Raw genomic sequence first — 24,555 nt, forward strand, 5'->3', positions numbered from 1 at the left:
GGGACGCTCCCTGCCGGGGAGCGGAGGAACTTACAACATAAAGGAGTGGCGACTTATGGCCAAGGAACGAACAGTGCGCCGGGAAGAAGCTTCCCGGGCCGCTTTTGAAGAAGCGAAGCAGTATATCCCCGGCGGGGTGAACAGCCCGGTTCGGGCGTTCAAATCGGTCGGCCTGACACCGGTCTATGTGGACCGGGGAAGCGGATCGCGGATCTGCGACATCGACGGGAACGAGTTCATCGACTACGTGCTGTCCTGGGGCCCGCTGATTATGGGACACGCCCACCCCGAGGTGGTGGATGCACTGCAGCGGACGGCCGCCAAGGGAACGAGCTTCGGCGCTCCGACGCTGCTGGAGACGGAAATGGCAAAGACGGTTGCAGAACGGGTCGCTTCGGTCGATATCGTGCGAATGGTCAATTCCGGAACGGAAGCGACCATGAGCGCCATCCGGCTGGCGCGCGGATATACCGGCCGCAACAAAATCCTGAAATTTGAAGGCTCCTACCATGGGCACGGCGACAGCCTGCTCATCAAAGCCGGCTCGGGCGTAGCTACGCTCGGCCTGCCGGACAGTCCGGGAGTGCCGGAAGGAATCGCCGCCAATACCATTGCCGTCCCGTATAATGACCTGGAATCGGTGCGGGCGGCCTTTGAGCGGTTCGGCGACGACATCGCCGCCGTCATCGTGGAGCCGGTGGCGGGCAATATGGGAGTCGTGCCGCCCCGGCCGGGCTTCCTGGAAGGCCTGCGCGAGCTGACGGCCGGAGCGGGCGCCCTGCTGATCTTCGACGAGGTCATGACCGGCTTCCGGGTCGGATACGGCTGCGCACAGGGAAGATTCGGCATTACGCCGGACCTGACCTGCTTCGGCAAGGTCATCGGCGGCGGCCTTCCCGTCGGCGCCTACGGCGGACGGCGGGACATTATGGAGAGAATCGCGCCGAGCGGTCCGATCTACCAGGCCGGGACGCTGAGCGGCAATCCGCTGGCGATGGCGGCCGGATATACGACCCTCAAGCTGCTGACGCCGGAAGTCTATGACCGGCTGGAGGTTCTGGGGGCCCGTCTGGAAGAGGGGCTTGCAGCCAATGCCCGGGAGACCGGCATTCCGCTGACCGTCAACCGCGTCGGCTCCATGGTCTGCCCGTTCTTCACGGAAGGACCGGTTACCGACTATGACTCCGCGAAGAGCAGCGATCAGGCGCGCTTCCGGGCCTATTTCGGCGAAATGCTGAACCGCGGAATCAATGTGCCGCCTTCCCAGTTCGAAGGCATGTTCCTGTCCGCCGCCCATACCGAGCAGGACATCGACGACACGCTGGAAGCGCACCGGGCCGCGCTGAAATCGCTGTGAGCGGGGCGGTGCCGGCAAGCTGGACCCGGCGCGGCGAGTGGCTGGAGGCCATGCCCGGCAAGCCGGTCGCAGGTGCGTCCGAGCCGGCCCTGGCGGCCGAAGACTGGCTGCGGAACGCCGCCAAGGTCCCGGAGAAGCTGCTGGCCCGCCTGCTTCGCGAAGGCGGCGTGCAGTGGCGGGGCGACCGGCTGCGCGTCGCTTTTTTTCCGCCCCGGGAGCCGGGCCTGGCCCCCGACTGGTGCGGACTGGACGTCCTCTATGAGGACGACTTCTGTCTGGTCGCGCTCAAGCCCGCGGGGATGAATGTCCATCCCGACGGAAGCGGACGGGAGGAGCCGACGCTGGACGGAGCGGTAGCGGGACATTATGCCATGACCGGACAGGCCTGCGCCGTCCGCCACATCCACCGGCTGGATAAGGATACGTCCGGACCGGTGCTGTACGCCAAGAATGAGCTGGCCCAGCTTGTGCTGGATGAGGCGATGGCCGCGAAGATGATCTCCCGGCGCTATGCCGCGCTGGTATACGGCGAAGTGCCGGATACCCTCCAGGTCATCGACGAGCCGATCGGCCGCGACCGCCACCATTCGGGCCGCCGCCGGGTATCTCCTTCGGGCCAGAACGCGGTAACCCGGATCACCGGCCTGGAGAAGTACCGGGGCGCCAGTCTGGTTCGTCTGGAGTTGGAGACGGGACGGACGCACCAGATCCGCGTGCACTTCAGCCATCTGGGCTTCCCGCTGATCGGAGACTTGCTGTACGGAGGCGGCCCGGTTCCTGGACGGCCCCGCGCCGGCGCCGCCGTGAAGCGGCAGGCGCTTCACGGCGAATCGCTGGTCTTTCCCCATCCGTGGACGCGGGAGAAGACAGAGGTTGTCTGCCCGTGGCCGGAGGATCTGGAGCGCCTGCGGCGCGACCTGGAAGCGGGCGGACCGCCTGCAGGGCGCTAGGAAGCCCGCCACAAGGAACAAGAGCAGCACAAAGCCCGAGAGTCGCACGGCAGAAGCCGGCGACTTTCGGGCTTTTAGTTTTGGAGATGAATGCAGTTCCGGAGATAAAGTCAGCTCAGCTTGATTTCCAGCAGCTCGTACGTAATCACGCCAACCGGCGCTTCGACGCGGATCGCATCTCCCGCCTTCTTGCCCATCAGCTCCTTGCCGAGCGGACTCTCATAGGACAGTTTGTTGTTGGAGACATCGGCTTCCGCCGGGCTGACAATCCGGTATTCGATCCGTTCGTTGAATTCCACATCGTTCAGAACGACCGTGGAACCGACGCTTACAGCAGAGACATCCAGACTGTCGGCGCTGACCACACGGGCGTTCTTGAGCATATTCTCAAGCGTCTTGATGCGGGTCTCCATGAACGCCTGATCGTCCTTGGCGGAATGATATTCGCTGTTCTCCTTCAGGTCGCCGTAGCTGATCGCCAGCTTCAGCCGCTGGGACAATTCTTTGCGGCCCGCTCCCTTCAACTGCTTCAATTCTTCTTCCAGCTGGGCGTAGCCTTCCGGTGTCAGGATGATCTGATCTTCTTTGCTTGCCATTCCTTGGTACCCCCGTTACTCGTATTTATCTCTATTGTACCTCAAATGCCGCCGGTTTTAAAAATGAAACCCGAGATTCGCCCTGCCCGGCAGGAATGGGACGCCGATCGGGGCATATACATGGGAAGAGCGTGATTATGGGCCCGGCCCCCGGACAGGTTCGGGACGAGACAGGGCCAAGAAGGAGGATATTTCCCGTGTTTGACCAGTCGAACGGCTTGCGGTTTGATATTTATGAACGTGTTCAGCTGCCACAAGACCTGCCGGGAATCGCCGAGCTGGAGGAAGTGGAGCTGGTGCCGGATATCCGGGTGGTACCCAAAGGCAGTCAGGCCGAGCTCTACGGCCGCCTTGTGCTGACGGGTCTGTACCGAAGCGAAGATGACCGAACCCAGCGTCTGGAGCATTTCATCCCGGTGGAAATTACCGTGCCGCTGACCCGGGTCGGCTCGATCGAAGAGGTCGGTGTGGAGATCGACAATTTCGATATCGACCTGCTGTCAATGCGCACCGTCAACCTGACGGGAGTCCTGTCGCTGCGCGGCGTCGGAGAGCCGGCGGGAATGCCGGCCTGGCAGAAGGAAGAATACACGGTCGCCTATGCGCCTTCCGGGTCAGCGTCCGACCAGCGGGCAGAGCCTGCATCGCCGGCAGAGGAAGAGTCGCTGTACGAGAACTCGCTGTGGACGTATGGCGAAGGGCTGAGCGAGGAGAGCGAGCCGGAGCGCGACTCGGAAGAACCGCAGGCGTACGAACCGGAGACCGGCTTCTACCCGGGGCTTCAGAACGAACCGGAGCTGACGGTGGCCGCGCTCGGCCTGGATAAGAAGGACGAGAGCGTAACCTTCCGTGAAAAATGCGAATCGGAGCCGGTCGAAGCCGCTCCGGAAGAAGGTTGGGCGGCGCTTAGCCAGGCGGCGCCGCGGGAGGCGGCTGCGCCGGCGGCTACGCTGGCGGACGGCGAAGAAGCAGCCGGCGTACGGGAGCCTGAAGCGGAGGAGCCGGCCGCCGCGGAATGGGCGGACGCCGCCTCTTCCGCTCCTTGGGCGACGCCGCTTGAAGCTGCGGCTCCGCTGGACCCCGAAGCGGCGGAAGACGCCGCCGCATTCCCCCCGGAAGAGAAGCCCGACCTGAAGGTGGCGCTCGGAAGCAAGAAGGAAGCGTCCGGCGACGGAGGCGCTGCGGTTACCTTCTCCTCCCTGCTCTCGTCCAGCCGCAACCTCGGCGAGCGGACCGGAAACCCGGACCCGGAAGAGAAAGAGGAGCAGGGTGCGGCGGCGGGCGCGGCATCCGGCGAGCCGGAATGGAAGAGCCGGTTCATTCGGAGTCTGGAGGGGACGGAGCCTTTTCGCAGGGTCCGCCTGTGCATTGTTCAGCGGGAAGAGACGTTGGACAGCATCGCCGAGAAATACCGGATCAGCGCGAGAGAGCTAACGCTCTACAACCGCCTGGCGTCCGGAGCGGTGGAAGAAGGACAAATCCTGTATATTCCCTGAACAAAAGAAGAGCGGGCGGAAGATCAGGCGGGTACGCGTATAAGCGGCCGCCTGATTTTTTGTTGAGTTTGCATATCTGTAGTATATGTATTATTATTAATAATACTTAATGCGGCGAACATGGCCAAAGGAGGCTCGCGTATCATGATTATCAGGCTGGATTTCAAAAGCGAGGTGCCCATTTACCAGCAGCTCCGCAACGCGGTCGTCATTGCCATCGGCACCGGGGAACTGGAGCCGGGCGAGAAGCTGCCGGCGATCCGGCAGCTGGCCGGTGAACTCGGCATCAATGCGATGACGGTCAACAAGGCTTACGCCATGCTGAAGGCGGAAGGCTTCCTGCGCGTGGACCGGCGGCACGGAGCCAGCGTGGCGGCCGCTTCGTCCGGCGGACCGGAGGAACGGGAGAAACTGCAGCGCGCTCTACAGCTTGTCATCAGCGAAGCGCGGCTGCACGGAATCGGCCGTCAGGAATTTATGGACGTCTGCACCGGAATCTTCGCCGCCATGAAGCCCGCGGGCCGGGCAGACGAGTAGGAGGGAACCGATGTTATTTGCACTTATTCTCGGCGGAGCCGGACTGATCGTATATCTGGCCGCCGCCGCTTCTTACGGCAAGACCGAGAAGGTTCCGGGCGGTGCCGTCATTCTCGGGACCGGAATTCCCTCGGGCAATACCGGAGACCCCGAGCTGGACGAGATTCGCCGGCTCTATGGCGGGAGGAACCGGCGGTTGAACGTGACCGGGCTGACACTGCTGCTGGCGCTGCTGGCCGTCCTGTCCTTCACGCCGCTTGCGGATTATGCGTCGGCTGCCTTTCTGGGAATGCTGGCCTGGACTTCCGTGATGTGCCTGATGCGCTACAGGCTGTACTTGTCCGCGCACCGGAGCAGCGCGGAGCTCAAGCGCAGACGGGGCTGGACGCTCGGGGAGGCCCGGGTGGTCTATGCCGATACGAAGCTCGCGCTGATGAAGAACCGGGGATCGCTATCTCCCTGGCTGCACGCCATACCGCTTGGGCTGGCGCTGGCTGCGGTCCGGTCGGGGCTGGGCGATTCCGATTCCGCGCTGCCGGCCGTCGCTTGTACGGCGATGGGCACTTCGCTTCTGTATTTCGTTCTCGCGCTGGCTTTCCGGCGCATGAAGGCGAAGGTGTACAGCCGCAACAGGGAATGGAATGAAGCGCTGAACATTTCGGTCCGGCGCGCCTATTCCGCGCTGTGGCTGGCGCTCTCCCTGCTGGACAGCGGCCTGGCTGCAGCTCTGACCCTGCTTGCGCCGAGGGAAGAACCGGCTCTTGCCGTGTGGTGGACCGTCTTCGCGGTTCTTCAGACGCTCGTTCCGCTGGGATTTATCTGCGGGGTCGCCCGGTATATGGGCCGGGAGAAGCGGGATGGACTGGAGATGGACGACGCCCCGCTCGCCACGGACGACGATGCTCTATGGATCAACGGCATGACGTATTACAATCCGGATGACCGGAGCGTCATGGTTGCGAAGCGGACGGGCATCGGCACCACCTTCAATATGGCGACCCGGGCCGGGCGGGTGAGCACCCGCATTGCCATCCTGCTGGGCGCCCTGGTGCTGGCCGGCGTCAGCGCTCTCGTAGTCTGGGAGGACTTCAGCGAGCCGCGTCTGAACCTGACTGCGTCCGGTACGGTCGAGATCCGAAGCACGATGTACAACTTCGATTTTCCGGCCTCGGACATCCGGGAAGTCGCCCTGGTCGACAAGCTGCCGGGCGGTACGAAGACGAACGGTTCCGCGACCTCGCAGTATGCGCGCGGAATATTCCGTCTGAAGGGATACGGCCCAACCCGGCTGTACGTCTATAAGGAAACGCCGCCCTATCTGATGATCCGGCTGGCGGATGGCTACAAGCAGCAGCGGGTCGTGTTCAACGAGAAGGACCCGGCGCAGACCCGCCGTCTGTACGAGAAGCTTCGGGCGGCCGAGACTCCTCCGGTTGACTAGCCCAAGCGCAGACGGTATTATGGGAATAAGCATATCTTACAATCCAAGGCAGTACGTGAAAGACTGGGAACGGGAAGAGTAGACGGCAGACCCTACAGAGAGCGGAACGGCAGGCGCTGGAAGTTCCGCAGGAAGTCAGGCCGGCGAAGTCGCCCCGGAGTCGTTCGATTGAGACGGGAGCGAAGAGGTTCCCGGGTAGGTCGAGCCGGATGCAGGCCGTTATCCTGGTTGAGTGTCGCGCCCCGCCCGCAGCTGACTGGTCAGCCGGGACGGATGACGGCCGGAAGAACTTCCGCCGCGCGCGAAACAAAGGTGGTACCGCGAAAGAATGGCCTTTCGTCCTTTGAGGACGAAAGGCCTTTTTGTATGCTTCGGGACAGATCCGGTTCTTGCAGGCTCTCCCCCGTCACATTCATAATGCAATGGAGGTCAACACAAATGGCAGAGAATCAACCGGCAACGCTCGACATGCCGACGACTTACGATCCGAAGGCAGCCGAGCAGAAATGGTACACGTACTGGCAGGAGGGCGGCTATTTCCGCGCGGGACGCATCCCCGAAGCGAAGCCGTTCACCATTGTTATCCCGCCCCCTAACGTAACGGGCATGCTGCATATCGGCCATGCGCTCGACTTTACGCTCCAGGATATTCTGATCCGCACGAAGCGGATGCAGGGTTATGATGCGCTCTGGCTGCCCGGCGCCGATCATGCGGGGATTGCCACCCAGACGAAGGTGGAGCAGAAGCTGCGCGAGCAGGGCGTCAGCCGCTATGATCTGGGCCGCGAGAAATTCCTGGAACAGGTATGGTCCTGGAAGGAGCAGTACGCCGGCACGATCCGCGAACAGTGGGCGAAGATGGGCCTGTCGCTGGATTACTCCAGAGAGCGATTCACGCTGGATGAAGGTCTGTCGCAGGCGGTTCGGGAAGTCTTCGTCCGCTTGTTCGAGAAGGGCCTGATCTACCGCGGCAAACGGATTATCAACTGGGACCCGGCCGCCCGGACGGCACTGTCGGACATTGAGGTGGAGTACAAGGAAGTGAACGGCCATCTGTATCATCTGCGCTATCCGCTGGCGGACGGCAGCGGCTCCATTACGGTAGCGACGACCCGCCCCGAGACGATGCTCGGCGATACGGCGGTGGCGGTTCATCCGGAAGACGAGCGCTATAAGAACATGGTCGGCAAAATGCTGAAGCTGCCGGTAATCGGCCGCGAAATTCCGGTGATCGCCGACGAGTACGTCGAGAAGGACTTTGGCAGCGGCGCGGTGAAGATTACGCCGGCCCACGACCCGAACGACTTTGAAGTCGGCCAGCGCCATCATCTCCCGCAGATCGTCGTCATGGACGAGACCGGTACGATGAATGCGGAAGCCGGACCGTACCAAGGGCTCGACCGCGCGGACTGCCGCAAGCGCATCGTGGCCGATCTCAAGGAGCAGGGCGTTCTCGTAAATATCGAGGACCATGTGCACCAGGTCGGACACAGCGAGCGCTCCGGCGCCGTTGTCGAGCCGTATCTCTCGACGCAGTGGTTCGTGGCCATGGAGCCGCTGGCCGAGGCCGCCATCCGGAGCCAGAAAGACGGCAGCGGCGTGAACTTTGTGCCGGACCGTTTTGAGAAGATCTACCTGCACTGGATCGAGAATGTCCGCGACTGGTGCATCTCCCGCCAGCTCTGGTGGGGGCACCGCATTCCGGCCTGGTACTCCGAATCGACCGGCGAGATGGTCGTCGCCCGCACGGAGGAAGAGGCCAGAGCGAAGAGCGGCCTGACCGACCTCCGCCAGGATGAGGATGTGCTCGACACCTGGTTCAGCTCCGCCCTGTGGCCGTTCTCGACGCTGGGCTGGCCGGACGAGGAAGCCGCCGACTTCAAGCGCTATTATCCGACCGATGTCCTGGTTACCGGATATGACATCATCTACTTCTGGGTGGCCCGGATGATCTTCACGGCGCTGGAGTTCACCGGCGAGAAGCCGTTCCGCGATGTGCTGATTCACGGTCTTGTCCGCGACGCGGAAGGACGCAAAATGTCCAAATCGCTCGGCAACGGCGTCGATCCGCTTGAAGTCATCGAGAAATACGGAGCCGATGCGATGCGCTTCATGATCTCGACGGGCAGCACGCCGGGACAGGATCTGCGCTTCCGCTGGGAGAAAGTCGAGCAGGCGCGGAATTTTGCCAACAAGATCTGGAACGCTTCGCGCTTCGCGCTGATGAATCTGGAGGGCGTAACGTATGACCGGATCGACATTTCCGGCGAGCTTGGAACGGCGGACCGCTGGATCCTTCACCGGCTGAACGAAACTTCGCGGGATGTTTCGCGTCTAATAGACGCCTATGACTTTGGCGAGACCGGCCGTCTGCTCTACAACTTCATCTGGGACGATCTGTGCGACTGGTACATCGAATTCGCCAAGCTCTCACTCTACGGGGAAGATGCGGCGGCCAAGGCCAAGACCCAATCGGTGCTGGCTTACGTGCTGGACCGGACGCTCCGTCTGATTCATCCGTTCATGCCGTACATCTCCGAAGAGATCTGGCAGCATCTGCCGCATGACGGCGAGACGATTGCGCTGGCCGCCTGGCCGGTATTCGACGAAACGCTGGCAAGCGACGCGGCGGTGGCCGAGATGAACCTGCTGATGGACATGATCCGCAGCGTTCGCAATATCCGGGCCGAAGTGAATGTGCCGATGAGCAAGAAGGTGGAGCTGATCGTCAAGGCTGCCGACGAGGACACGCTGGGCATTATCCGGCGCAACGCCGGCTCCATCAGCCGGTTCGCCAATACGTCTTCTTTTGAGGCGGGACTGAACCCGGCCGTACCGGACAAAATGATGTCCGGCGTCGTAACCGGCGCCGAGCTGCTGCTGCCGCTGGCCGGTCTGATCGACATCGACCAGGAGATCAAGCGTCTCGAGAAGGAAGCGCAGACGCTGACCTCGGAAGTGGAGCGCGTAGACAAGAAGCTGTCCAATCCCGGCTTTGTCGCCAAGGCTCCGGCCAAGGTGATTGAGGAGGAGAAGGCCAAGCAGGCCGACTACGCCGCCAAGCGGGACAAAGTGCTGGCCCGCATCGCCGAGCTGAGAGGATAAGAGACCTATGGAACACAGAGATCAAGGGGCGGGCTTGACCGTCCCTGCCTTTACTTACAATGAAGCGGTCGAATGGATCAACGGGCTGATTCCGTTCGGCATCCGCCCGGGACTGGAGCGGATCGAACGGTTGATGGAAGCCCTCGGCCACCCGCACCGCCGGCTGAAATTCATTCATGTGGCGGGAACGAACGGCAAAGGTTCGACCTGCGCGTTCCTGACCTCCGCGCTGCTGCGGTCGGGATATGCGGTCGGCACCTACACCTCCCCGTATATTACGAAATTCACGAACCGTTTCCAGTTCAACGGGGAAGACATTCCCGAAGAGACGCTTGCGCAGCTGGCTTCGCGGCTGCGGCCGCTGGTCGAGGAGATTGCCTTGACCGAGCTCGGTTCTCCGACCATGTTCGAGGTCTCGACGGCTCTGGCGATTCTCTACTACGCCGAAGTCTGCTATCCCGACGTCGTCGTATGGGAGACAGGCCTGGGGGGAAGGCTGGATGTTACCAACATCGTGACCCCAATTGTCTCAATCATTACCAACGTCGGCTACGACCACACGGATGTGCTGGGCGATACCCTGACGGCCATCGCAGGCGAGAAGGCGGGCATTATTAAGCCCGGCGTCCCTGCCGTCAGTTGCGTGGACCAGCCGGAGGCCGTCGCCGTGCTCAAGGCCCGCGCGGCCGAGTGCCGTTCGACGCTCTATCTTGCCGGCGAGCAGTTCTCCTATGAGACGGAGGACTACCGGGAAGGCAGCCGGGAGCAGCAGTTCAGCTTCAACGGACCGTTCCGTTCGCTGAAGCTGGCCATCGGCCTGAAGGGCGAGCATCAGGTCGCCAACGCAGCTGGCGCGATGATGGCGCTGGAGGTGCTGCGTCAGTACTTGGCTTTCATGCTGGAGGACGAGGATGTGCTCGCGGGCTTCCGCGAGGCGTCCTGGGCCGGAAGGCTGGAAGAGATCGAGGGAACGCCGCGAGTCGTGCTCGACGGCGCCCACAATCCCGAGGGGGCGGCGAGCCTTGCGGCGAGCCTCCCGCGTTTTTACCGTTACAATCGACTAAATTTGATGATGGGTATGCTGGCTAACAAGCATCATGAGTCCTACTTCAAGCATATACTTCCTATAGTGGATACGCTTATCCTGACCGAACCGGATTTCCGGAAGAAAATGGACGCCGAGCAGCTTCGGGCAATCGCGGAGAGTCTGCGGGAGAAGTATGCCAAGGAGAACTTGAACATCGTGGTGGAGCCGGACTGGCAGGCAGCGCTGGCGGACCTGCGGTCCCGGACCGGCGGGGACGATCTGGCTGTCGTCACAGGTACGCTCTATCTGATATCCGATGTGCGCGGCGCGCTTTTGCGGCAACCCGATTCTGAAAAAGGCTGGTGACTGACTGTTGAATACTACGGAACGCGTTCATTTTATAGGAATCGGCGGCTACGGGATGAGCGCCATCGCCAGAGTGATGCTGGAGATGGGCTATACGGTTACGGGATCGGACGTGGCGGCGCAGGAATTGACGGAGAAGCTGATCCAGAAGGGCGCCAAGGTCTATATCGGCCATGAAGCCGAGCAGGTGCAGGGCGCCGATCTGGTCGTGTACTCGACCGCTCTTCCGAAGGACAATGTGGAACGGGTGGAGGCCGAACGGCTGAATATCCCGATTCTTCACCGCTCGCAGATGCTGGCGCGGCTGCTCAACGAACGCAAGGGCGTTGCGGTTGCGGGAGCGCACGGCAAGACGACAACGTCGTCCATGATCGCGCTGGTCATGGAGGAGTGCGGCGTGGATCCCACTTATATTATCGGCGGAGAGATCATGAACGTCGGCACGAACGCCAAGGCGGGACAGGGCGAATTCGTGGTGGCGGAAGCCGACGAGAGCGACGGCTCTTTCCTTCAGTACCATCCGTGGCTGGGCATTGTGACCAATATTGAGCCCGACCATCTGGAGAATTACGGCGGCGACTTCGAGCAGCTCAAGAAAGCCTATGTGCAATTCCTGAACCAGCTGCGCGAGGACGGAACAGCCGTGGTCTGCGCGGATGATCCGACGGTGGCTTCCCTGCTGCCGCAGGTGAAGGCATCGGTGGTCAGCTACGGCATTGATTCGCAGACGGCCGATTACACGGCCGAAGACATTCAGCTTGGAGACCGCCAGGTCTCCTTCACGATGAAGCACGGAGCGGAGGCGCTCGGCGAAATCCGGCTGTCCGTTCCGGGCAGACATAATGTGTACAATGCCATGGCAACGGTCATTGTCTGCCTGAAGGCAGGGATTCCGTTCGCCGACATTGCCGGGGCGATTATCCGGTTCAACGGGGCGAAACGCCGTTTCCAGGTGCTGGGGGAAGTGGACGATATTCTCGTTATCGACGACTACGCCCATCACCCGACGGAGATTCAGGCAACCATCAGCGCCGCCAAGGCAACCGGCAAACGGATCATCGCCGTCTTCCAACCGCAGCGCTATACGCGCACCTTCTTCCTGCTGGATGCGTTCAGCCGGGCCTTCGGCGAAGCGGACGAGGTCATCATTACGGATATTTACTCGCCTGCGGGCGAGAAACAGATTGAAGGCGTCAGCTCGGGCAAGCTGGTGGAATTGATTATCGCCAACAGCAATCCCGGAGCCCGGCATCTGCCTGCCAAGGAGGACGTCCTGGCCGATCTGAAGGACCGGATCGCTCCCGGCGATCTGGTGCTCACGATGGGAGCGGGCGACATCTGGAAGGTCGGCTATCAGCTGGCCGATCACCTGAAGCAGCGCGCAGGCTCCCGGTAGACGGGACGAACGAGCCGCTGCAGGCGGAACTAGACGATAAATAGACGTTGAGCAGACAGGCGCAGCTTCCCCGGAAGCTGCGCCTGTCTGTCTTGGCTTCACCTGAAGAGGCAGAAGGCAGCTGCCGAAACATTGAAATGCAAAAAAACGGAAGATTTCTTTCCCGGAATCGGTTAATATTGGACTATCGTCCTTTTGCGAACGCTTACGAACCGATGGTGATACATGATGGATTTTGAGGTCGATATTCGGACCCTTCTGCTTACGCTCGTTCTGGGCAATCTTTTTACGCTGCTGCTGATCACTTCCTACCGGCGCCGCTATCCTACCGAAGGAATCGGAACCTGGTTCGTCGTGGCCAAGTGGCTGCAATCGCTCTGCTGGTTCCTGCTGCTTCTCCGGGGACGGATTCCCGATATGCCGTTCATTCCGATCAGCAACGCCGCCATGCTCGGCGGCGGAGGACTGGAGATTGTCTCGCTGCTGTCCATCAAGGGCTGCTTCGGCCCTGCGGTCCGGCGCTATTATATTGCACTCTCGGTCTTCAGCGTCATTCTGTACGGAGGCGTCTATATAGTGCACAATCAGGAGAATTTGCGGATTGCCGCAGCTTCCTTTGCCGCCATGCTGTTCGTGGTTTATCCGGCCGTCCGTTTCGGACTGGGCCGGGAGGGATCCCCGCTTCAGCGGGCGATCGGTCTGCTCTATGGCGGAATGGTCGTTATTTTTGCGGCTCGGAGCGTGTCGGCTCTGCAGAACGGGCCCTCGCAGACCGTATTTACGCCGGGCCATGTGTCCAATCTGTATTATCTCGGCATGTTCCTGCTGATGAATCTCGGAACAGCGGCATTTGTCCTGCTCTCCCGGGAGCAGTCGCTGGATGAACTGAAGCGGATGGCCATGTTCGATGAACTGACCGGGCTTCTGAACCGGCGCTCGTTCCTGGAGCTCGCCCAGCCTGCGCTGGACCGTGCCCGCCGAATGCGCGAGACGATCTCTTTTATTCTGATGGATATCGACCATTTCAAACAGGTCAACGATGTATATGGCCATGCGGCGGGAGACCGGGTGCTGCGCGAGTTCGCAGCCGCAGCCGGCGGGGCGCTGATGGGAGAAGGGCTGCTGGGCCGTTACGGCGGGGAGGAGTTCGCCGTTCTTCTGCCCGGCCTGGACGAAGGAAGCAGCGACGAGACGATCGGACGGCTGAATGCGGCGATCGGAGGGCTGTCAGTAGAGGGGGTACCGCTTCGCTATTCGGTCAGCATCGGTGTCATCACTCTGATTCCGGGCAGCGCGGCTACCCTTGATTATCTGTACCGGCTGAGCGATACGGCGTTGTATCAGGCCAAACGAGAAGGCCGCAACCGCGTGGTCCGCGTCGAACCCGGATGCGGCGGCAGTTAGCCGCTTCCCCCCTGTCTGGGGCGGAAGCGGCCTTTTTGGGGAGGAAGGCGTGCCGGGCCTGTCATATTTCTCTATCGTCTATCATATCATCTCTTAACGAACGAAATCATTATGGGAGGGGATCAGGATGAGCAGCGGAAGGATGACATTCCGGTTCGATGAAGGAAGAGACAAGCCGGGGAACGAACCCGTTCGCGCGGACAGGCCGGTGCCGGTAGAGGGGCCGATGCAGACGGACAAGCCGATGCAGACGGACAAGCCGGACAGATGGGGCAGAGCGGCGGCTCCGGCTGCGGCGCAAGCGGGCAGCTTCAGCGAAGCGGGAGACCGGAAGCCGGCACGCTGGGCCCGCCCTCCGGAGAGAACGGAGCTTGAGGAAGAGGGGGAATCCCGCTCCAGGACGGCCGCAGCCCAGCCGGTTCTGGCCTCCTTGCGCCGCCGGATGCCGGGCAGAGAGACGGAACGGCCGCAGGTGCCGCCCCGGCCCTGGTGGGAGCCGGAGCCCCGGGAGCCGCGGGAGCTTCTGCCCGTGCAGGACCGCTGGCCGGAAGAAGAGGAAGAGCGTCCGGCGGGAAGCTATGCCGATTTTGATTACGGGTCTCCTCTCGCGGGAGCCGAAGATCCCCCTTATTCCGACTCGCCCTACTCGCATGCGGATGCCGGAGACCCGGGAAGAGGGAGCGGCTACCGTTCCCGCCCTCCCGCTTCCTGGTGGCGGTTCCCGCTGCTTGTCGCCGGAGCGATCGGCATTGGGCTGGTGCTGGGCTATGCGGCGCTGTCGCTGCTCGGCGGCGCGGATGCCGGCGGAGCGGAAGACGCCGGCAACGCGGCCAAGCCCGGAGCGGTGGGGGTAACCCCGGCCGCAGCGGCCGATCCGATACCGGCCCAGCGGTACTATCTGCTCCAGTACGGCGTGTTCAGCTCGCCGTCGGGAGCGGAGCAGGCCCGCGGGGAGCTGGCGGCCGCCGGGCTGGCCGCCGCCGTCGATTCCTCAGACGGCAACCGGGTGTACGCGGGGCTGTCCCCGGACCGCGAGCAAGCCAAGCGTCTGGGGCTTGCCCTGAAAGACCGGGGCATCGAGCTGTATGTGCGGGAAGTGGCGCTGCCTTCGTCGGGAGCGCTCGCTTCCGGCGCGGATTCGTCCGCTCTCAGCGGATACTTCGCCGCTTCCGGCGATCTGCTCGCCCGGCTGAGCGCCTTGTCGGCTTCTCTGCTGAGCGGCGGAACGGCCGACCAGTCCGGCATCTCCGATCTGCATCTTCGCTGGTCGGAGGCGGCCAAGGCCTTGGAGGCCGGCTTGCCGGAGTCCGCCCGGACAGAGACAGCGGAGATCGGAGGCGCCGTTGCCCGGGCCGTGGCGGCGCTGAGCGAGTATGACAAGAGCGGAGCGGACGGGCTGCTGTGGGAGGTCCAGAACTCCATGCTGACGATGATGACCGGGGAGAAACGGCTGCTGGAGCTCCTCTCGGCGTCTTCGCCGGATACGGGTTCGGCTTCTGTCTCCGGCCTGTAGAGATAGACGATTCGGGCTTGTCGGCCATGCTCCCACCGGCTGCGCTTTACCTCGCGCAGCGCTGATTGGACATTGTGCCGGCAAGCCCTTTCCCTTTATAATGAGGGGGTGTCATTTCAGGGCGGGGGATATTGAAATGAAAAAGAAAAATGCGGGTACGCTGATCCTGTTCATCATTCTGGGCTGGTTGGCCGGGGCCTGGGCGTCCCGGCTGCTGGAACCGGTTCAGGGGCTGGAATTCCTGACGCGTTCGAAGATGCTGGAGTGGAATCCGAGGGCCGATCTCGATATTATTGCCTACGATATCGCCATCCGCTTCAAGCTTGGTCTGCTCAGTCTGGCGGGCATTATCGCAGCCGTCTGGCTGTACCGGAGAAAATAAGGAGGGATGGCCGGATGTTAAACGGCGTACAGCGGCCGGAACGAATGCTGCTGCTTGCTTCGGGCTCGCCCCGGAGACGGGAACTGCTGGCGCTGCTGAATTTGCCCTTTGAGGTGATTCCAAGCGATGCCGACGAGACCACGCCGGAGGGCTGGTCTCCGGAAGAGATCGTCACGGCGCTCGCCGTCCGCAAGGCGGAGGCAGTGGCCGCCGGCTCTGCCGGAAGAGAGGCCGTTGTAATCGGCAGCGATACCATCGTCGTTCTGGATGGGAAGGTGCTCGGCAAGCCTGCGGACGAGACCGAGGCGGCAGCCATGCTTAGCCGCCTGTCGGGCCGCACGCACGAAGTGTTCACGGGCGTCGCCTGCATCGGCCTGCCGGAGGGCAAGATCCGCACCGGCTTCACCCGTGCCCGGGTGAGCATGCGGAACATCGACGGGCGGGAGATCGCCGCCTATGTCGCAACCGGAGAACCGATGGACAAGGCCGGAGCCTACGCGGTCCAGGGACTCGCGGCCGTGTTCATCGAGCGTATCGAGGGCGATTATCACGGCATCGTCGGGCTGCCGATTTATCTGCTGCACGGACTGCTGCAGGAATTCGGAATCAGCGCGCTGGCTTGAAGCGGCTCCTCGCTGCAAATATGGACGGCTGTCTCCCCGCAAGGGGATGACAGCCGTCTTATTTTTGGCCTATTCCGTACAGGGAGGATCCGACTCGATTGTGGGGGGCGGTCATGGTATAATGGGCAGGGATTATCCGAATACGCGTGAAGCCTGTCAGGATATGGCGGAATTTACCGGCCCCCTCAGGTTGACAAGGCGTTTCAAGCTGGTATTGTTTAAAAGGGAAACCAGGAAAGCAGTCTCTCGTTTTCGTACAGAGTGGAGACATGCCGTCCCCGACAGTGCGGTGGTCCATCGCATGTGCTGTACGCCGGGCGGCTTTTCATTGAAGGGAAGATACCGGGATGGAAACGACAACGATTATGCTGCGGGACCTCCCCCATGAAGAACGACCGAGAGAGCGCATGATGCAATATGGGGCGGAAGCACTCAGCCAGGCGGAACTGCTGGCCATTCTGCTGCGCACAGGGACACGCCGGGAATCGGCGATCGCGGTGGCGCAGCGCATTTTGGGACAGGCCGGAGGCCTGCGGAAGCTGGCGGATCTCGGAGTCGAGGAATTGACCGGGATCAAGGGAATCGGCCCGGCCAAGGCGGTGCAGTTGAAGGCAGCCATCGAGCTGGGACGGCGCATGGCGGGTTCGCGTCTGGGCGAGCCGGTGACGATCCGCAGCCCGCAAGACGCGGCTGATCTGCTAAGCGAACAGCTCCGCTATCTTCAGAAGGAACATTTTGTATGCCTGTTTCTGAATACGAAGAATCACGTCATTGCGCAGGAGACGCTGTCCATGGGCAGCCTGAACGCATCGATCGTGCATCCGCGCGAGGTCTATCGGGCGGCTATCAAATACAGCAGCGCTTCCATTGTATGCGCGCACAATCATCCGAGCGGCGATCCCGCTCCGAGTCCGGAGGACATCGCGCTGACGCGGCGGCTGTTCCAGGCGGGAGAGATCGTCGGCATTGATCTGCTTGACCATCTGATTATCGGGGACGGCAGCTTTGTGAGTCTGAAAGAAAAGGGAATTATCTAGCGAACGACTATAGCCAAAAAATGAAGCATACCCATAGGGAAAGGGAGTTTACAGCATGTTAGGTGGTTTCACGAAGGATTTGGGAATTGATTTGGGGACGGCGAACACGCTGGTCTACGTACGCGGGAAGGGCATTGTCGTCCGCGAACCTTCCGTCGTCGCGATCCGCACCGATACGAAGACGATTGAAGCCGTAGGCGAATCCGCCAAAAAGATGATCGGTCGTACCCCCGGCAATATCCGGGCGATCCGTCCGATGAAGGACGGCGTCATTGCCGATTTCGATACAACGGCTACCATGATTAAATATTTCATCCGCCAGGCGCAGAAGCAGCGCTCCATGTTCCAGCGTCACCCTAATGTCATGATCTGCGTGCCATCCGGGATTACCGCTGTGGAACAGCGGGCGGTTGAGGATGCGACGAAGCAGGCAGGCGCGCGCGAAGCCTACATAATCGAGGAGCCGTTCGCGGCGGCGATCGGCGCCGACCTTCCGGTCTGGGAGCCGACGGGCAGCATGGTCGTCGATATCGGCGGCGGCACTACGGAAGTCGCCGTGATTTCGCTCGGCGGCATCGTGACGAGCCGGTCCGTGCGCGTAGCCGGCGACGAGATGGACGAGTCGATCATCCAGTACATCAAGCGCCAGTACAACCTGATGATCGGGGAACGTACGGCTGAACAGCTGAAAATGGACATCGGTTCGGCCCTGCCGCTCGATCCGGCGGAGAACATGGAGATTCGCGGCCGTGATCTGGTAACGGGTCTGCCGAAGACGATTACCATCACTTCGGACGAAATCAGCGAAGCGCTTGCCGATACGGTCGGCGCCATGATTGAAGCCGTCAAGGTCACGCTGGAGAAATGTCCGCCGGAGCTCGCCGCCGACATTATGGACCGCGGCATCGTGCTTACGGGCGGCGGCGCTCTGCTCCGCAACCTCGACAAGCTGCTGGCCCGCGAGACGGGGATGCCGGTTATCGTCGCCGAGAATCCGCTGGACTGCGTCGCCGTCGGCACAGGCAAGGCGCTGGAGAATATCCACCGGTTCAAATCCCGCGGCGGCATGTCCCTCCGTTCCAAGCGATAGAGCGCGTGAATGAAATCCAGTCTTAGAGGGTGTTGAAGTGTTCAAGCTGCTCGGCAATAAAAGATTGTTCATTATGCTGATGACGCTGGTCCTGTTCATCGTGGTGATGGGTTTCTCGCTCGGCACCCGCAAGTCGCTGTCCTGGCCCGAAAATTTCGTCCGCGATACGACCGGCTTTGTGCAAAGTCTGTTCTACAAGCCCGCTGGAGCTATAGCGGGCTTCTTTGAAGACGTTGGGAATCTGAAAGACATGGCGGAAGAGAATGAGAGACTCAAGATTGTGGTTGCCCAGTATGCGCGGGACAAGGTCAACTACAATTTGATTAAGGCTCAGAATCAAGAGTACGAGAAGTTGCTGCGGTTTACTAAAGCTCAGGAGAACAAATACAATTATGAGTACCATTACGCTCAGGTAGTCAGCATTACGACGGAACCAGGCAATAGCACGCTTGTAATTGATCTGGGCTCCCGCGACGGGGTCAAACCGAACATGTCGGTCATCTCGGAGAAGGGGATGGTCGGAATCGTGAGCCAGGTCAGCAAGTTCACCTCTACCGTCAAGCTGGTGACGATGATGGACAGCAGCGACCCGAACTCGCAGCCGCCCATCGCTGCAACGGCCGTAGGCAAAGTGGACAAAACGTTTGGCATGATTGAAAATTATGATCCGGAGACCGACCGTCTCATTATGACGCGAATCGACGCGAACGACCCGATCGCCAAGGGGGATCAAGTCGTATCTTCCGGCATTGGCGGCGTCTATCCGCGCGGACTCATTATCGGTACTGTTGAGAGTGTCAAAACCAGCGATTACGGCCTCACCCGCACCGCTATTATTGACCCTGCCGCGAAGTATGAGGACTGGAAGCAGTTGCTTGTCGTCTTCACGCCCGAGGAGGGTCAGGAGTGAGCGGGCGCAAATCGGTCTGTATCCTGCTTCTGTTTCTGCTGTTCATCCTGGAAGGAACTCTCCTTCCCTGGTTGATTCCGGATGTCTGGGAACCCCGGATTGCAGCCGATCTGGTATTCGTCGTCCTGCTGTTCGTAACCGTCTATCATCACCGGCATACCGCTCTTATTCTGGGTCTCACCTTCGGCATGCTTCATGATCTGGTGTTCTACGGGCGGATGCTCGGCGCCCATTCGCTCGCTGTAGGGGTATCCGCTTATCTGATCGGCCTTATCTTTCAGATGCCGCGGGCGCCCTTGCCTGTCATGATGACAATTGTTCTCTTGGGTACCTGGCTGAAAGACAGTCTGCTGTTCGGCATATATAGAGTGTTCAAGCTCAACAGCCAGCCGTACGATTGGGCGCTGCTGCATCATATTCTGCCGACCATGCTGTTTCATTTCGCCGTTGGTCTCCTTCTCTACATCCCCGTCCGCAAAGAATTGGAGAAGCTTGGAAGATACGTCCGCAAGGAAGAGAATGTCTGATGGGGACACTGGCGATTTTTGCCGCCAAGCAGGAACTTTGCGTTGCGGAGACGAATGAGTGGATGTAAGGAAGGAGGGGCGTATGACAGTTAAATCCAAGCATATCAGGATCAAGGGCATCAAGGACGGCCTGGTCTTCCTGTTAGACGACAAGTGTCCCTTTGAGGAACTGCTCGACGAGCTTCGGTACAAGCTGGAGCATAGTCATCAGCATATTTTGACCGGTCCGATCGTTCATGTCGATGTTCGGATGGGAGAGAGAACGGTAACCGACGAGGAGAAGGAGTCTGTGCTGGACATTCTGCGCCGGCCCGGCAATCTTCTCATCCGCTCCGTGGAATGCGTAGAGACGAAGCCGGATGAAGAACTGCCGGTGATGGCGGTCATGAGCGGGATTCTGCGGTCCGGCCAGGTGCTGACGCACCGCGGCGATCTCCTCTTCCTGGGAGACGTCAATCCTGGCGGATCGATCTTTTGTACAGGCGATATCCTGATTCTGGGCGCCCTCCGGGGCATGGCCCATGCCGGTACGGAAGGCAACGAGAATGCCATTATCGCCGCTTCGCTGATGGCGCCGACCCAGCTGCGCATCGCCGATATTATCAGCCGTCCCCCCGACGAGTGGGAGACCCGAGAGAGCAGTATGGAATTCGCTTCCCTGGCGGAAGGTGTGATGCAGATCGATAAGATCCATCATATCGTCAGGAAGCGTCCCGAGCTAAATGTGTTCAAAGGAGTGTAGACCTCCATGGGAGAAGCGATCGTAGTTACGTCCGGCAAGGGCGGGGTCGGCAAGACGACCACGACGGCCAATATCGGCACAGCCCTGGCGCTGCAGGGCAAGAAGGTATGTCTGGTGGATACGGATATCGGGCTGCGCAATCTCGATGTCGTAATGGGACTGGAGAACCGGATTATTTATGATCTTGTCGATGTCGCCGAGGGACGCTGCCGCCTGAACCAGGCGCTCGTCAAGGACAAGCGCTTCGACGAGCTGTATATGCTGCCTGCTGCCCAGACGAAGGACAAGACCTCCGTCAGTCCGGAGCAGGTGCGCGATATTGTGCTGGAGCTTAAGAAAGAGTACGAGTATGTGCTGATTGATTGTCCGGCAGGCATCGAGCACGGGTTTCGCAATGCCATCGCCGGAGCCGACAAGGCCATTGTCGTCACCACTCCCGAGAATGCGGCTGTCCGGGATGCCGACCGGGTAATCGGTCTCCTGGAACAGTCGGATGTGGAGTCGCCCCGGCTGGTCGTCAATCGCATTCGGCCGGGTCTCATGAAATCGGGAGACATGCTGGATATCGAGGATATTCTGCAGGTGCTCAACATCGACCTGATCGGCATTGTCCCCGACGATGAACTGGTTATCAAGGCGGCGAACAGCGGCGAACCGACGGTAATGAATCCCGACTCGAATGCGGCGATTGCATATCGGAATATCGCCCGCCGCATTCTTGGGGATGCCGTTCCGCTGATGCAGCTTGACCGCAAGCCCGGCGCCTTCAAGAAGCTGAAGAAGTTCTTCGGGCTCGGCTGATGGTTTGCTGTGCCCGGGTAATTATGAGTTATGGAACTATGGAATTTCGAAATCACGAAATTACGAAATCACGAAATCACGGAACCCTTCTCCGCTGCCCTGCGGAGAAGGGTTTTTTGCTGTCCACTGTTGGTCTGATTGGTGGTTCCGGCCCACTTCCTTCCCTTCGTTCTGCCGGACTGTCCCCCCACATAGGATAGTAGTAAACAAGCCTGCCGGAGGGATTCGATATGGGCATTAAGCTGGAGTGGCCGGATTACCGCGGGGAAGGCAGAGAGCCCGATCCAGAAGAAATATGGAAGAGGCAGCAGCTAAGCTGGAAAAGAGATTCAGGCGGGACAGGCTTCAGAAGATTGTGGCGGGGTACAATCCGCCGGACTGTAGTCAGCGCCGTCATCTTAGGGCTGATTTGGGGATTCTATGCCGCGCAGCCGTCCTGGGGGACGGAAGCCCGCCGGTATATCGGCTCGGCGCTGAATCAGGATATGGATTTTACAGCCGCCAGAGACTGGTATGCCCGCTATTTCGGCGGGGCTCCTGCCTTTATTCCGATATTTGGCGAGGATGAAGGAAACGTCCGCAAAGTAACGGGCCTCCATACGCTCGCCCCGCCGCTTGCGGGCCGTATCGTTCAGCCGTTCGCCGTTACGCTGAAGGGCATCGAGATTGAAGCGACGGAGATGCAGCAGGACGGGGATACAGAGGCCAAGACGCCGGTTGCCAGCGTAGACGTCGGCCGGGTGCTGGCCGTCTCGCGCGAAGCGCAGGGCGGGTATCGCGTTACGGTACAGCACAGCGGCGGACTTGAAGCCGAGTACGGACATCTGACCGGGACTGTGCTCAAGGCCGATGACTGGCTTCAGGAAGGAGAGGCGGTCGGATGGCTGGAAGAGCGGCCGGGCGAAGCGAAGCCGCTGCTTTATTTTGCCCTGAAGCAGGGATCAACCTATATCGATCCGTCGGATGAGATCGCCTTTGATTAGGCTGAGGGGCATTCTTTTCTCTCTTCACCCGCTGTTTGTCATTGTTCTGCTCTTCTCCGTCCTGACCGGCCAGTTCCTGGAACTGCTGACCTTGTTCGCGATTGTGCTGATTCATGAGATGGGCCATGTCTGGGCTGCCTCGGCGGCCGGCGCGGATGTCAAATCCGTGCAGCTTCTCCCATTCGGAGGGGTGGCCGTGATCGAGGGGCATGGACGGCTGACCGCAGGCAAGGAGATTGGAATTGCGCTGGCCGGTCCTTTGCAGAATTTTATTATGATCGGCGCCGTCGAACTGCTGAAGGCTACCGGCTGGGGAGACGCCGGGTTCATGGATTACCTGGTGCGCGCCAACCTGATGATTGCGCTGTTCAATCTGCTGCCGATTCTGCCGCTGGATGGCGGAAAGGTGATGCAGTCCTTGCTCAGCCTACTTGCTCCCTACTACAGCACGCTCCTCTGGACCGGACGCATCAGCCTGGCCGCAAGCTGCGGAGTGATGCTGTATGCAGCCGCGCCTCTCCTTGGAGGAGGCGGGATACGGCTGAATCTGCTGATGATCGCGGCTTTTCTGCTCTATTCCAACTGGAGCGATCACCGCAATCTGCCTTATCGCTTCATGACGTTCCTCATGTACAGGGAATCGGTGAGCGAACGGAACAAGGCGCTGGGGATAGCGGCCAGGCCGATTGTCGCGCCGCTTGCGAAACCTTTGGATGAAATTCTGCGTCTATTTAAACGGAATCATTATCATCTCATCTATGTACTCGATGCGCAGGGCAATGTGATTACCGTGGTGCCGGAGCAGCGGCTGATCTCCTCGTTCTTCGGACGATGAGAACAGCGGAGCGCGAAGCCGGCGGCAAGTAGAACCCAGAGGTGAAGCTTATGAAGCAAATGATCGTCGAATGCCGGCCCGGCATGACCCGGATGGCGCTGACGGAGAACGGACAGCTTGTGGAATACGCGGCCGAACGCGATCAGCAGCAGGGCCTGGTCGGAAGCTTTTACAAAGGCAGGGTCATCAATGTTCTGCCTGGCATGCAGGCCGCTTTTGTAGATATCGGACAGAAGAAGAACGCTTTTCTATATATAGACGACGTGCTCCATCCCCATCTGGACAGGCAGCCATCGGTCAAACCTCCGATTGAGACGCTGCTGAAGCCCGGACAGACGCTCGTCGTCCAGGTGCGCAAGGAACCTCATGGCAGCAAGGGGGCAAGGGTAACGACTCATTACTCCCTGCCGGGCCGTTGGATGGTCTATATGCCTTATGCAGACTACGTCGGGGTATCCAAACGGATCGCGCAGGAATCGGAGCGAAGCCGCCTGAAGATCTTGGGAGAACGGCTGCGAAGCGGTGAAGAGGGCCTCATTCTTCGGACGGTATCCGCAGGCGAGAGCGAAGAGGCGGTGGCCGGCGATTTGGCCGCGCTGCGCGCCCAATGGAAGAATATCGAGAACCAAGCGCTGAACGCTCCGGCGCCCTCCCTGCTCCACCGGGATCTGAGCATGGTCCAGCGGCTGATCCGGGATGCGTTCGATCCGGAATCGGACGAGCTTTACATGGATTCCGCATCGGCGGCTGCCGAAGCCCGGGCTTATCTGGAAGAGATTGCAGCCCATGCGTCTAACCGCATCAGAATCTATGAAGGAACCGAGCCGATTCTCTCTGCATTCGGAGTAGAGGGGAGCCTTCACCGCGCATTCAGCCGGAAGATCACGCTTGACGGAGGCGCGACGCTGATCTGGGAGGAGACGGAAGCCCTCACGGTTATTGACGTCAATACCGCCCAGTATACGGGAGGCTCCGATCTGGAGGATACCGTGACCCGCACGAATCTGCTGGCCGCCGAGGAGATTGGACGGCTGATGCGCCTCCGGGACACGGGCGGTATTATTCTTGCGGACTTTATTGATATGCAGAAGCCGGATCACCGCAGACAAGTGGTGGAGAAACTGGAGGCTGTCACCCGCAGAGACCGGACACAGACGCATATTCTGGGCTGGACCCGGCTTGGACTGCTGGAAATGACGCGCAAGAAAGTCCGCCATGATGCTCTGGTTCCGTCCGGCAAGCCCTGCGAATGCTGCGGGGGAACGGGCCGGGCGGACGGCTCGCCGATGCGCATCCCGGGACAGGAGCTACTCTGATCGGTGAAAGTAATTGACTTCTTGACGTGTCCGTGATATGATCTTCAAGTATGTGTGCGGTTATTGTAATCTTGCACATGCTGTAACCGCTCCGAGCAGGTATGCAAGCGCAGTTCCTTTG

22 protein-coding genes and 1 other annotated feature (1 of these 23 running past the window's edge) are annotated in these 24,555 nt (G+C 60.6%); of the genes, 21 read left to right on the forward strand and 1 reads right to left on the reverse strand.

Features of this window, described 5'->3' with window-relative positions; all coding sequences use genetic code 11:
• Positions 1-55 precede the first annotated feature (55 nt).
• Positions 56-1,357 carry a glutamate-1-semialdehyde 2,1-aminomutase gene (gene hemL / locus RBI05_RS13035; RefSeq protein ID WP_150459020.1) on the forward strand — a complete coding sequence of 434 codons (1,302 nt, stop codon included), beginning with the start codon at positions 56-58 and terminating at the stop codon, positions 1,355-1,357.
• Between the two features lie 50 nt (positions 1,358-1,407).
• Positions 1,408-2,307 carry an RluA family pseudouridine synthase gene (locus RBI05_RS13040; protein WP_310551442.1) on the forward strand — a complete coding sequence of 300 codons (900 nt, stop codon included), beginning with the start codon at positions 1,408-1,410 and terminating at the stop codon, positions 2,305-2,307.
• A gap of 110 nt (positions 2,308-2,417) precedes the next feature.
• Here the strand turns inward: RBI05_RS13040 and greA are convergent, their stop codons facing one another.
• The gene (gene greA, locus RBI05_RS13045; RefSeq protein ID WP_150459021.1) at positions 2,418-2,903 is read right to left on the reverse strand and encodes a transcription elongation factor GreA; all 486 of its coding nucleotides are present in this window, start codon (positions 2,901-2,903) and stop codon (positions 2,418-2,420) included.
• A gap of 197 nt (positions 2,904-3,100) precedes the next feature.
• On the opposite strand from greA, the gene RBI05_RS13050 reads away from it, so the two are divergent.
• The 19 genes from RBI05_RS13050 (at position 3,101) to RBI05_RS13140 (ending at position 24,434) form a co-directional block, all read left to right on the forward strand.
• A complete protein-coding gene (locus RBI05_RS13050; protein WP_310551416.1) occupies positions 3,101-4,399 on the forward strand; it encodes a LysM peptidoglycan-binding domain-containing protein in 1,299 nt (432 codons plus the stop codon).
• A 144-nt stretch (positions 4,400-4,543) separates the two neighbouring features.
• Positions 4,544-4,936 carry a GntR family transcriptional regulator gene (locus tag RBI05_RS13055; RefSeq protein ID WP_150459023.1) on the forward strand — a complete coding sequence of 131 codons (393 nt, stop codon included), beginning with the start codon at positions 4,544-4,546 and terminating at the stop codon, positions 4,934-4,936.
• A 10-nt stretch (positions 4,937-4,946) separates the two neighbouring features.
• Positions 4,947-6,377, forward strand: coding sequence for a DUF5808 domain-containing protein (locus RBI05_RS13060; RefSeq protein ID WP_310551417.1), 1,431 nt, complete (start codon positions 4,947-4,949; stop codon positions 6,375-6,377).
• A 438-nt stretch (positions 6,378-6,815) separates the two neighbouring features.
• Complete coding sequence (locus tag RBI05_RS13065; protein ID WP_310551418.1) at positions 6,816-9,482, forward strand: valine--tRNA ligase; 2,667 nt, start codon at positions 6,816-6,818, stop codon at positions 9,480-9,482.
• 7 nt (positions 9,483-9,489) lie between these two features.
• Positions 9,490-10,875, forward strand: coding sequence for a bifunctional folylpolyglutamate synthase/dihydrofolate synthase (locus tag RBI05_RS13070; protein WP_310551419.1), 1,386 nt, complete (start codon positions 9,490-9,492; stop codon positions 10,873-10,875).
• A 7-nt stretch (positions 10,876-10,882) separates the two neighbouring features.
• On the forward strand, positions 10,883-12,271 hold the full coding sequence (gene murC / locus RBI05_RS13075) for a UDP-N-acetylmuramate--L-alanine ligase (RefSeq protein ID WP_150459027.1): 1,389 nt from the start codon (positions 10,883-10,885) through the stop codon (positions 12,269-12,271).
• Positions 12,272-12,496: 225 nt separating this feature from the next.
• The gene (locus tag RBI05_RS13080; protein ID WP_310551420.1) at positions 12,497-13,675 is read left to right on the forward strand and encodes a GGDEF domain-containing protein; all 1,179 of its coding nucleotides are present in this window, start codon (positions 12,497-12,499) and stop codon (positions 13,673-13,675) included.
• 127 nt (positions 13,676-13,802) lie between these two features.
• The gene (locus tag RBI05_RS13085; protein WP_310551421.1) at positions 13,803-15,188 is read left to right on the forward strand and encodes an SPOR domain-containing protein; all 1,386 of its coding nucleotides are present in this window, start codon (positions 13,803-13,805) and stop codon (positions 15,186-15,188) included.
• A 136-nt stretch (positions 15,189-15,324) separates the two neighbouring features.
• Positions 15,325-15,570: a DUF4321 domain-containing protein gene (locus RBI05_RS13090; RefSeq protein ID WP_150459030.1), complete on the forward strand. Its 246-nt coding sequence runs from the start codon at positions 15,325-15,327 to the stop codon at positions 15,568-15,570.
• Positions 15,571-15,584: 14 nt separating this feature from the next.
• Positions 15,585-16,193, forward strand: a complete 609-nt coding sequence (locus tag RBI05_RS13095) for a Maf family protein (protein WP_310551422.1) — start codon at positions 15,585-15,587, stop codon at positions 16,191-16,193.
• A gap of 347 nt (positions 16,194-16,540) precedes the next feature.
• Complete coding sequence (gene radC, locus RBI05_RS13100; protein WP_150459032.1) at positions 16,541-17,230, forward strand: RadC family protein; 690 nt, start codon at positions 16,541-16,543, stop codon at positions 17,228-17,230.
• Positions 17,231-17,285: 55 nt separating this feature from the next.
• Positions 17,286-18,320, forward strand: a complete 1,035-nt coding sequence (locus tag RBI05_RS13105) for a rod shape-determining protein (protein WP_150459034.1) — start codon at positions 17,286-17,288, stop codon at positions 18,318-18,320.
• A 37-nt stretch (positions 18,321-18,357) separates the two neighbouring features.
• On the forward strand, positions 18,358-19,230 hold the full coding sequence (gene mreC, locus RBI05_RS13110) for a rod shape-determining protein MreC (RefSeq protein ID WP_310551423.1): 873 nt from the start codon (positions 18,358-18,360) through the stop codon (positions 19,228-19,230).
• Positions 19,227-19,757, forward strand: coding sequence for a rod shape-determining protein MreD (gene mreD, locus RBI05_RS13115; protein ID WP_310551424.1), 531 nt, complete (start codon positions 19,227-19,229; stop codon positions 19,755-19,757). The genes mreC and mreD overlap by 4 nt, the downstream gene beginning before the upstream one ends.
• An 82-nt stretch (positions 19,758-19,839) precedes the next feature.
• Positions 19,840-20,499 carry a septum site-determining protein MinC gene (locus RBI05_RS13120; protein ID WP_310551425.1) on the forward strand — a complete coding sequence of 220 codons (660 nt, stop codon included), beginning with the start codon at positions 19,840-19,842 and terminating at the stop codon, positions 20,497-20,499.
• A 6-nt stretch (positions 20,500-20,505) separates the two neighbouring features.
• On the forward strand, positions 20,506-21,300 hold the full coding sequence (gene minD / locus RBI05_RS13125; RefSeq protein ID WP_310551426.1) for a septum site-determining protein MinD: 795 nt from the start codon (positions 20,506-20,508) through the stop codon (positions 21,298-21,300).
• 230 nt (positions 21,301-21,530) lie between these two features.
• Positions 21,531-22,283 (forward strand): M23 family metallopeptidase, encoded by a 753-nt coding sequence (locus RBI05_RS13130; RefSeq protein WP_310551427.1) that lies wholly within the window; start codon positions 21,531-21,533, stop codon positions 22,281-22,283.
• On the forward strand, positions 22,276-23,118 hold the full coding sequence (locus RBI05_RS13135; RefSeq protein ID WP_310551428.1) for a M50 family metallopeptidase: 843 nt from the start codon (positions 22,276-22,278) through the stop codon (positions 23,116-23,118). Before RBI05_RS13130 ends, RBI05_RS13135 begins: the two co-directional genes overlap by 8 nt.
• 50 nt (positions 23,119-23,168) lie before the next feature.
• On the forward strand, positions 23,169-24,434 hold the full coding sequence (locus tag RBI05_RS13140; protein WP_310551429.1) for an Rne/Rng family ribonuclease: 1,266 nt from the start codon (positions 23,169-23,171) through the stop codon (positions 24,432-24,434).
• A gap of 74 nt (positions 24,435-24,508) precedes the next feature.
• Positions 24,509-24,555: a sequence feature (ribosomal protein L21 leader region), on the forward strand (it continues 40 nt past the right edge of the window).

The sequence above is a fragment of the Paenibacillus glufosinatiresistens genome, from assembly GCF_031470375.1.
GTDB classification, from domain to species: Bacteria; Bacillota; Bacilli; order Paenibacillales; family Paenibacillaceae; genus Paenibacillus_AQ; species Paenibacillus_AQ glufosinatiresistens.

Coding starts and splice junctions, on each gene's coding strand:
- hemL (WP_150459020.1), top strand. CDS start 56: ATGGCCAAGGAACGAACAGTGCGCCGGGAAGAAGCTTCCCGGGCCGCT.
- RBI05_RS13040 (WP_310551442.1), top strand. CDS start 1,408: ATGCCCGGCAAGCCGGTCGCAGGTGCGTCCGAGCCGGCCCTGGCGGCC.
- greA (WP_150459021.1), bottom strand. CDS start 2,903: ATGGCAAGCAAAGAAGATCAGATCATCCTGACACCGGAAGGCTACGCC.
- RBI05_RS13055 (WP_150459023.1), top strand. CDS start 4,544: ATGATTATCAGGCTGGATTTCAAAAGCGAGGTGCCCATTTACCAGCAG.
- RBI05_RS13060 (WP_310551417.1), top strand. CDS start 4,947: ATGTTATTTGCACTTATTCTCGGCGGAGCCGGACTGATCGTATATCTG.
- RBI05_RS13065 (WP_310551418.1), top strand. CDS start 6,816: ATGGCAGAGAATCAACCGGCAACGCTCGACATGCCGACGACTTACGAT.
- RBI05_RS13070 (WP_310551419.1), top strand. CDS start 9,490: ATGGAACACAGAGATCAAGGGGCGGGCTTGACCGTCCCTGCCTTTACT.
- RBI05_RS13080 (WP_310551420.1), top strand. CDS start 12,497: ATGATGGATTTTGAGGTCGATATTCGGACCCTTCTGCTTACGCTCGTT.
- RBI05_RS13085 (WP_310551421.1), top strand. CDS start 13,803: ATGAGCAGCGGAAGGATGACATTCCGGTTCGATGAAGGAAGAGACAAG.
- RBI05_RS13090 (WP_150459030.1), top strand. CDS start 15,325: ATGAAAAAGAAAAATGCGGGTACGCTGATCCTGTTCATCATTCTGGGC.
- RBI05_RS13095 (WP_310551422.1), top strand. CDS start 15,585: ATGTTAAACGGCGTACAGCGGCCGGAACGAATGCTGCTGCTTGCTTCG.
- radC (WP_150459032.1), top strand. CDS start 16,541: ATGGAAACGACAACGATTATGCTGCGGGACCTCCCCCATGAAGAACGA.
- RBI05_RS13105 (WP_150459034.1), top strand. CDS start 17,286: ATGTTAGGTGGTTTCACGAAGGATTTGGGAATTGATTTGGGGACGGCG.
- RBI05_RS13120 (WP_310551425.1), top strand. CDS start 19,840: ATGACAGTTAAATCCAAGCATATCAGGATCAAGGGCATCAAGGACGGC.
- minD (WP_310551426.1), top strand. CDS start 20,506: ATGGGAGAAGCGATCGTAGTTACGTCCGGCAAGGGCGGGGTCGGCAAG.
- RBI05_RS13130 (WP_310551427.1), top strand. CDS start 21,531: ATGGGCATTAAGCTGGAGTGGCCGGATTACCGCGGGGAAGGCAGAGAG.
- RBI05_RS13140 (WP_310551429.1), top strand. CDS start 23,169: ATGAAGCAAATGATCGTCGAATGCCGGCCCGGCATGACCCGGATGGCG.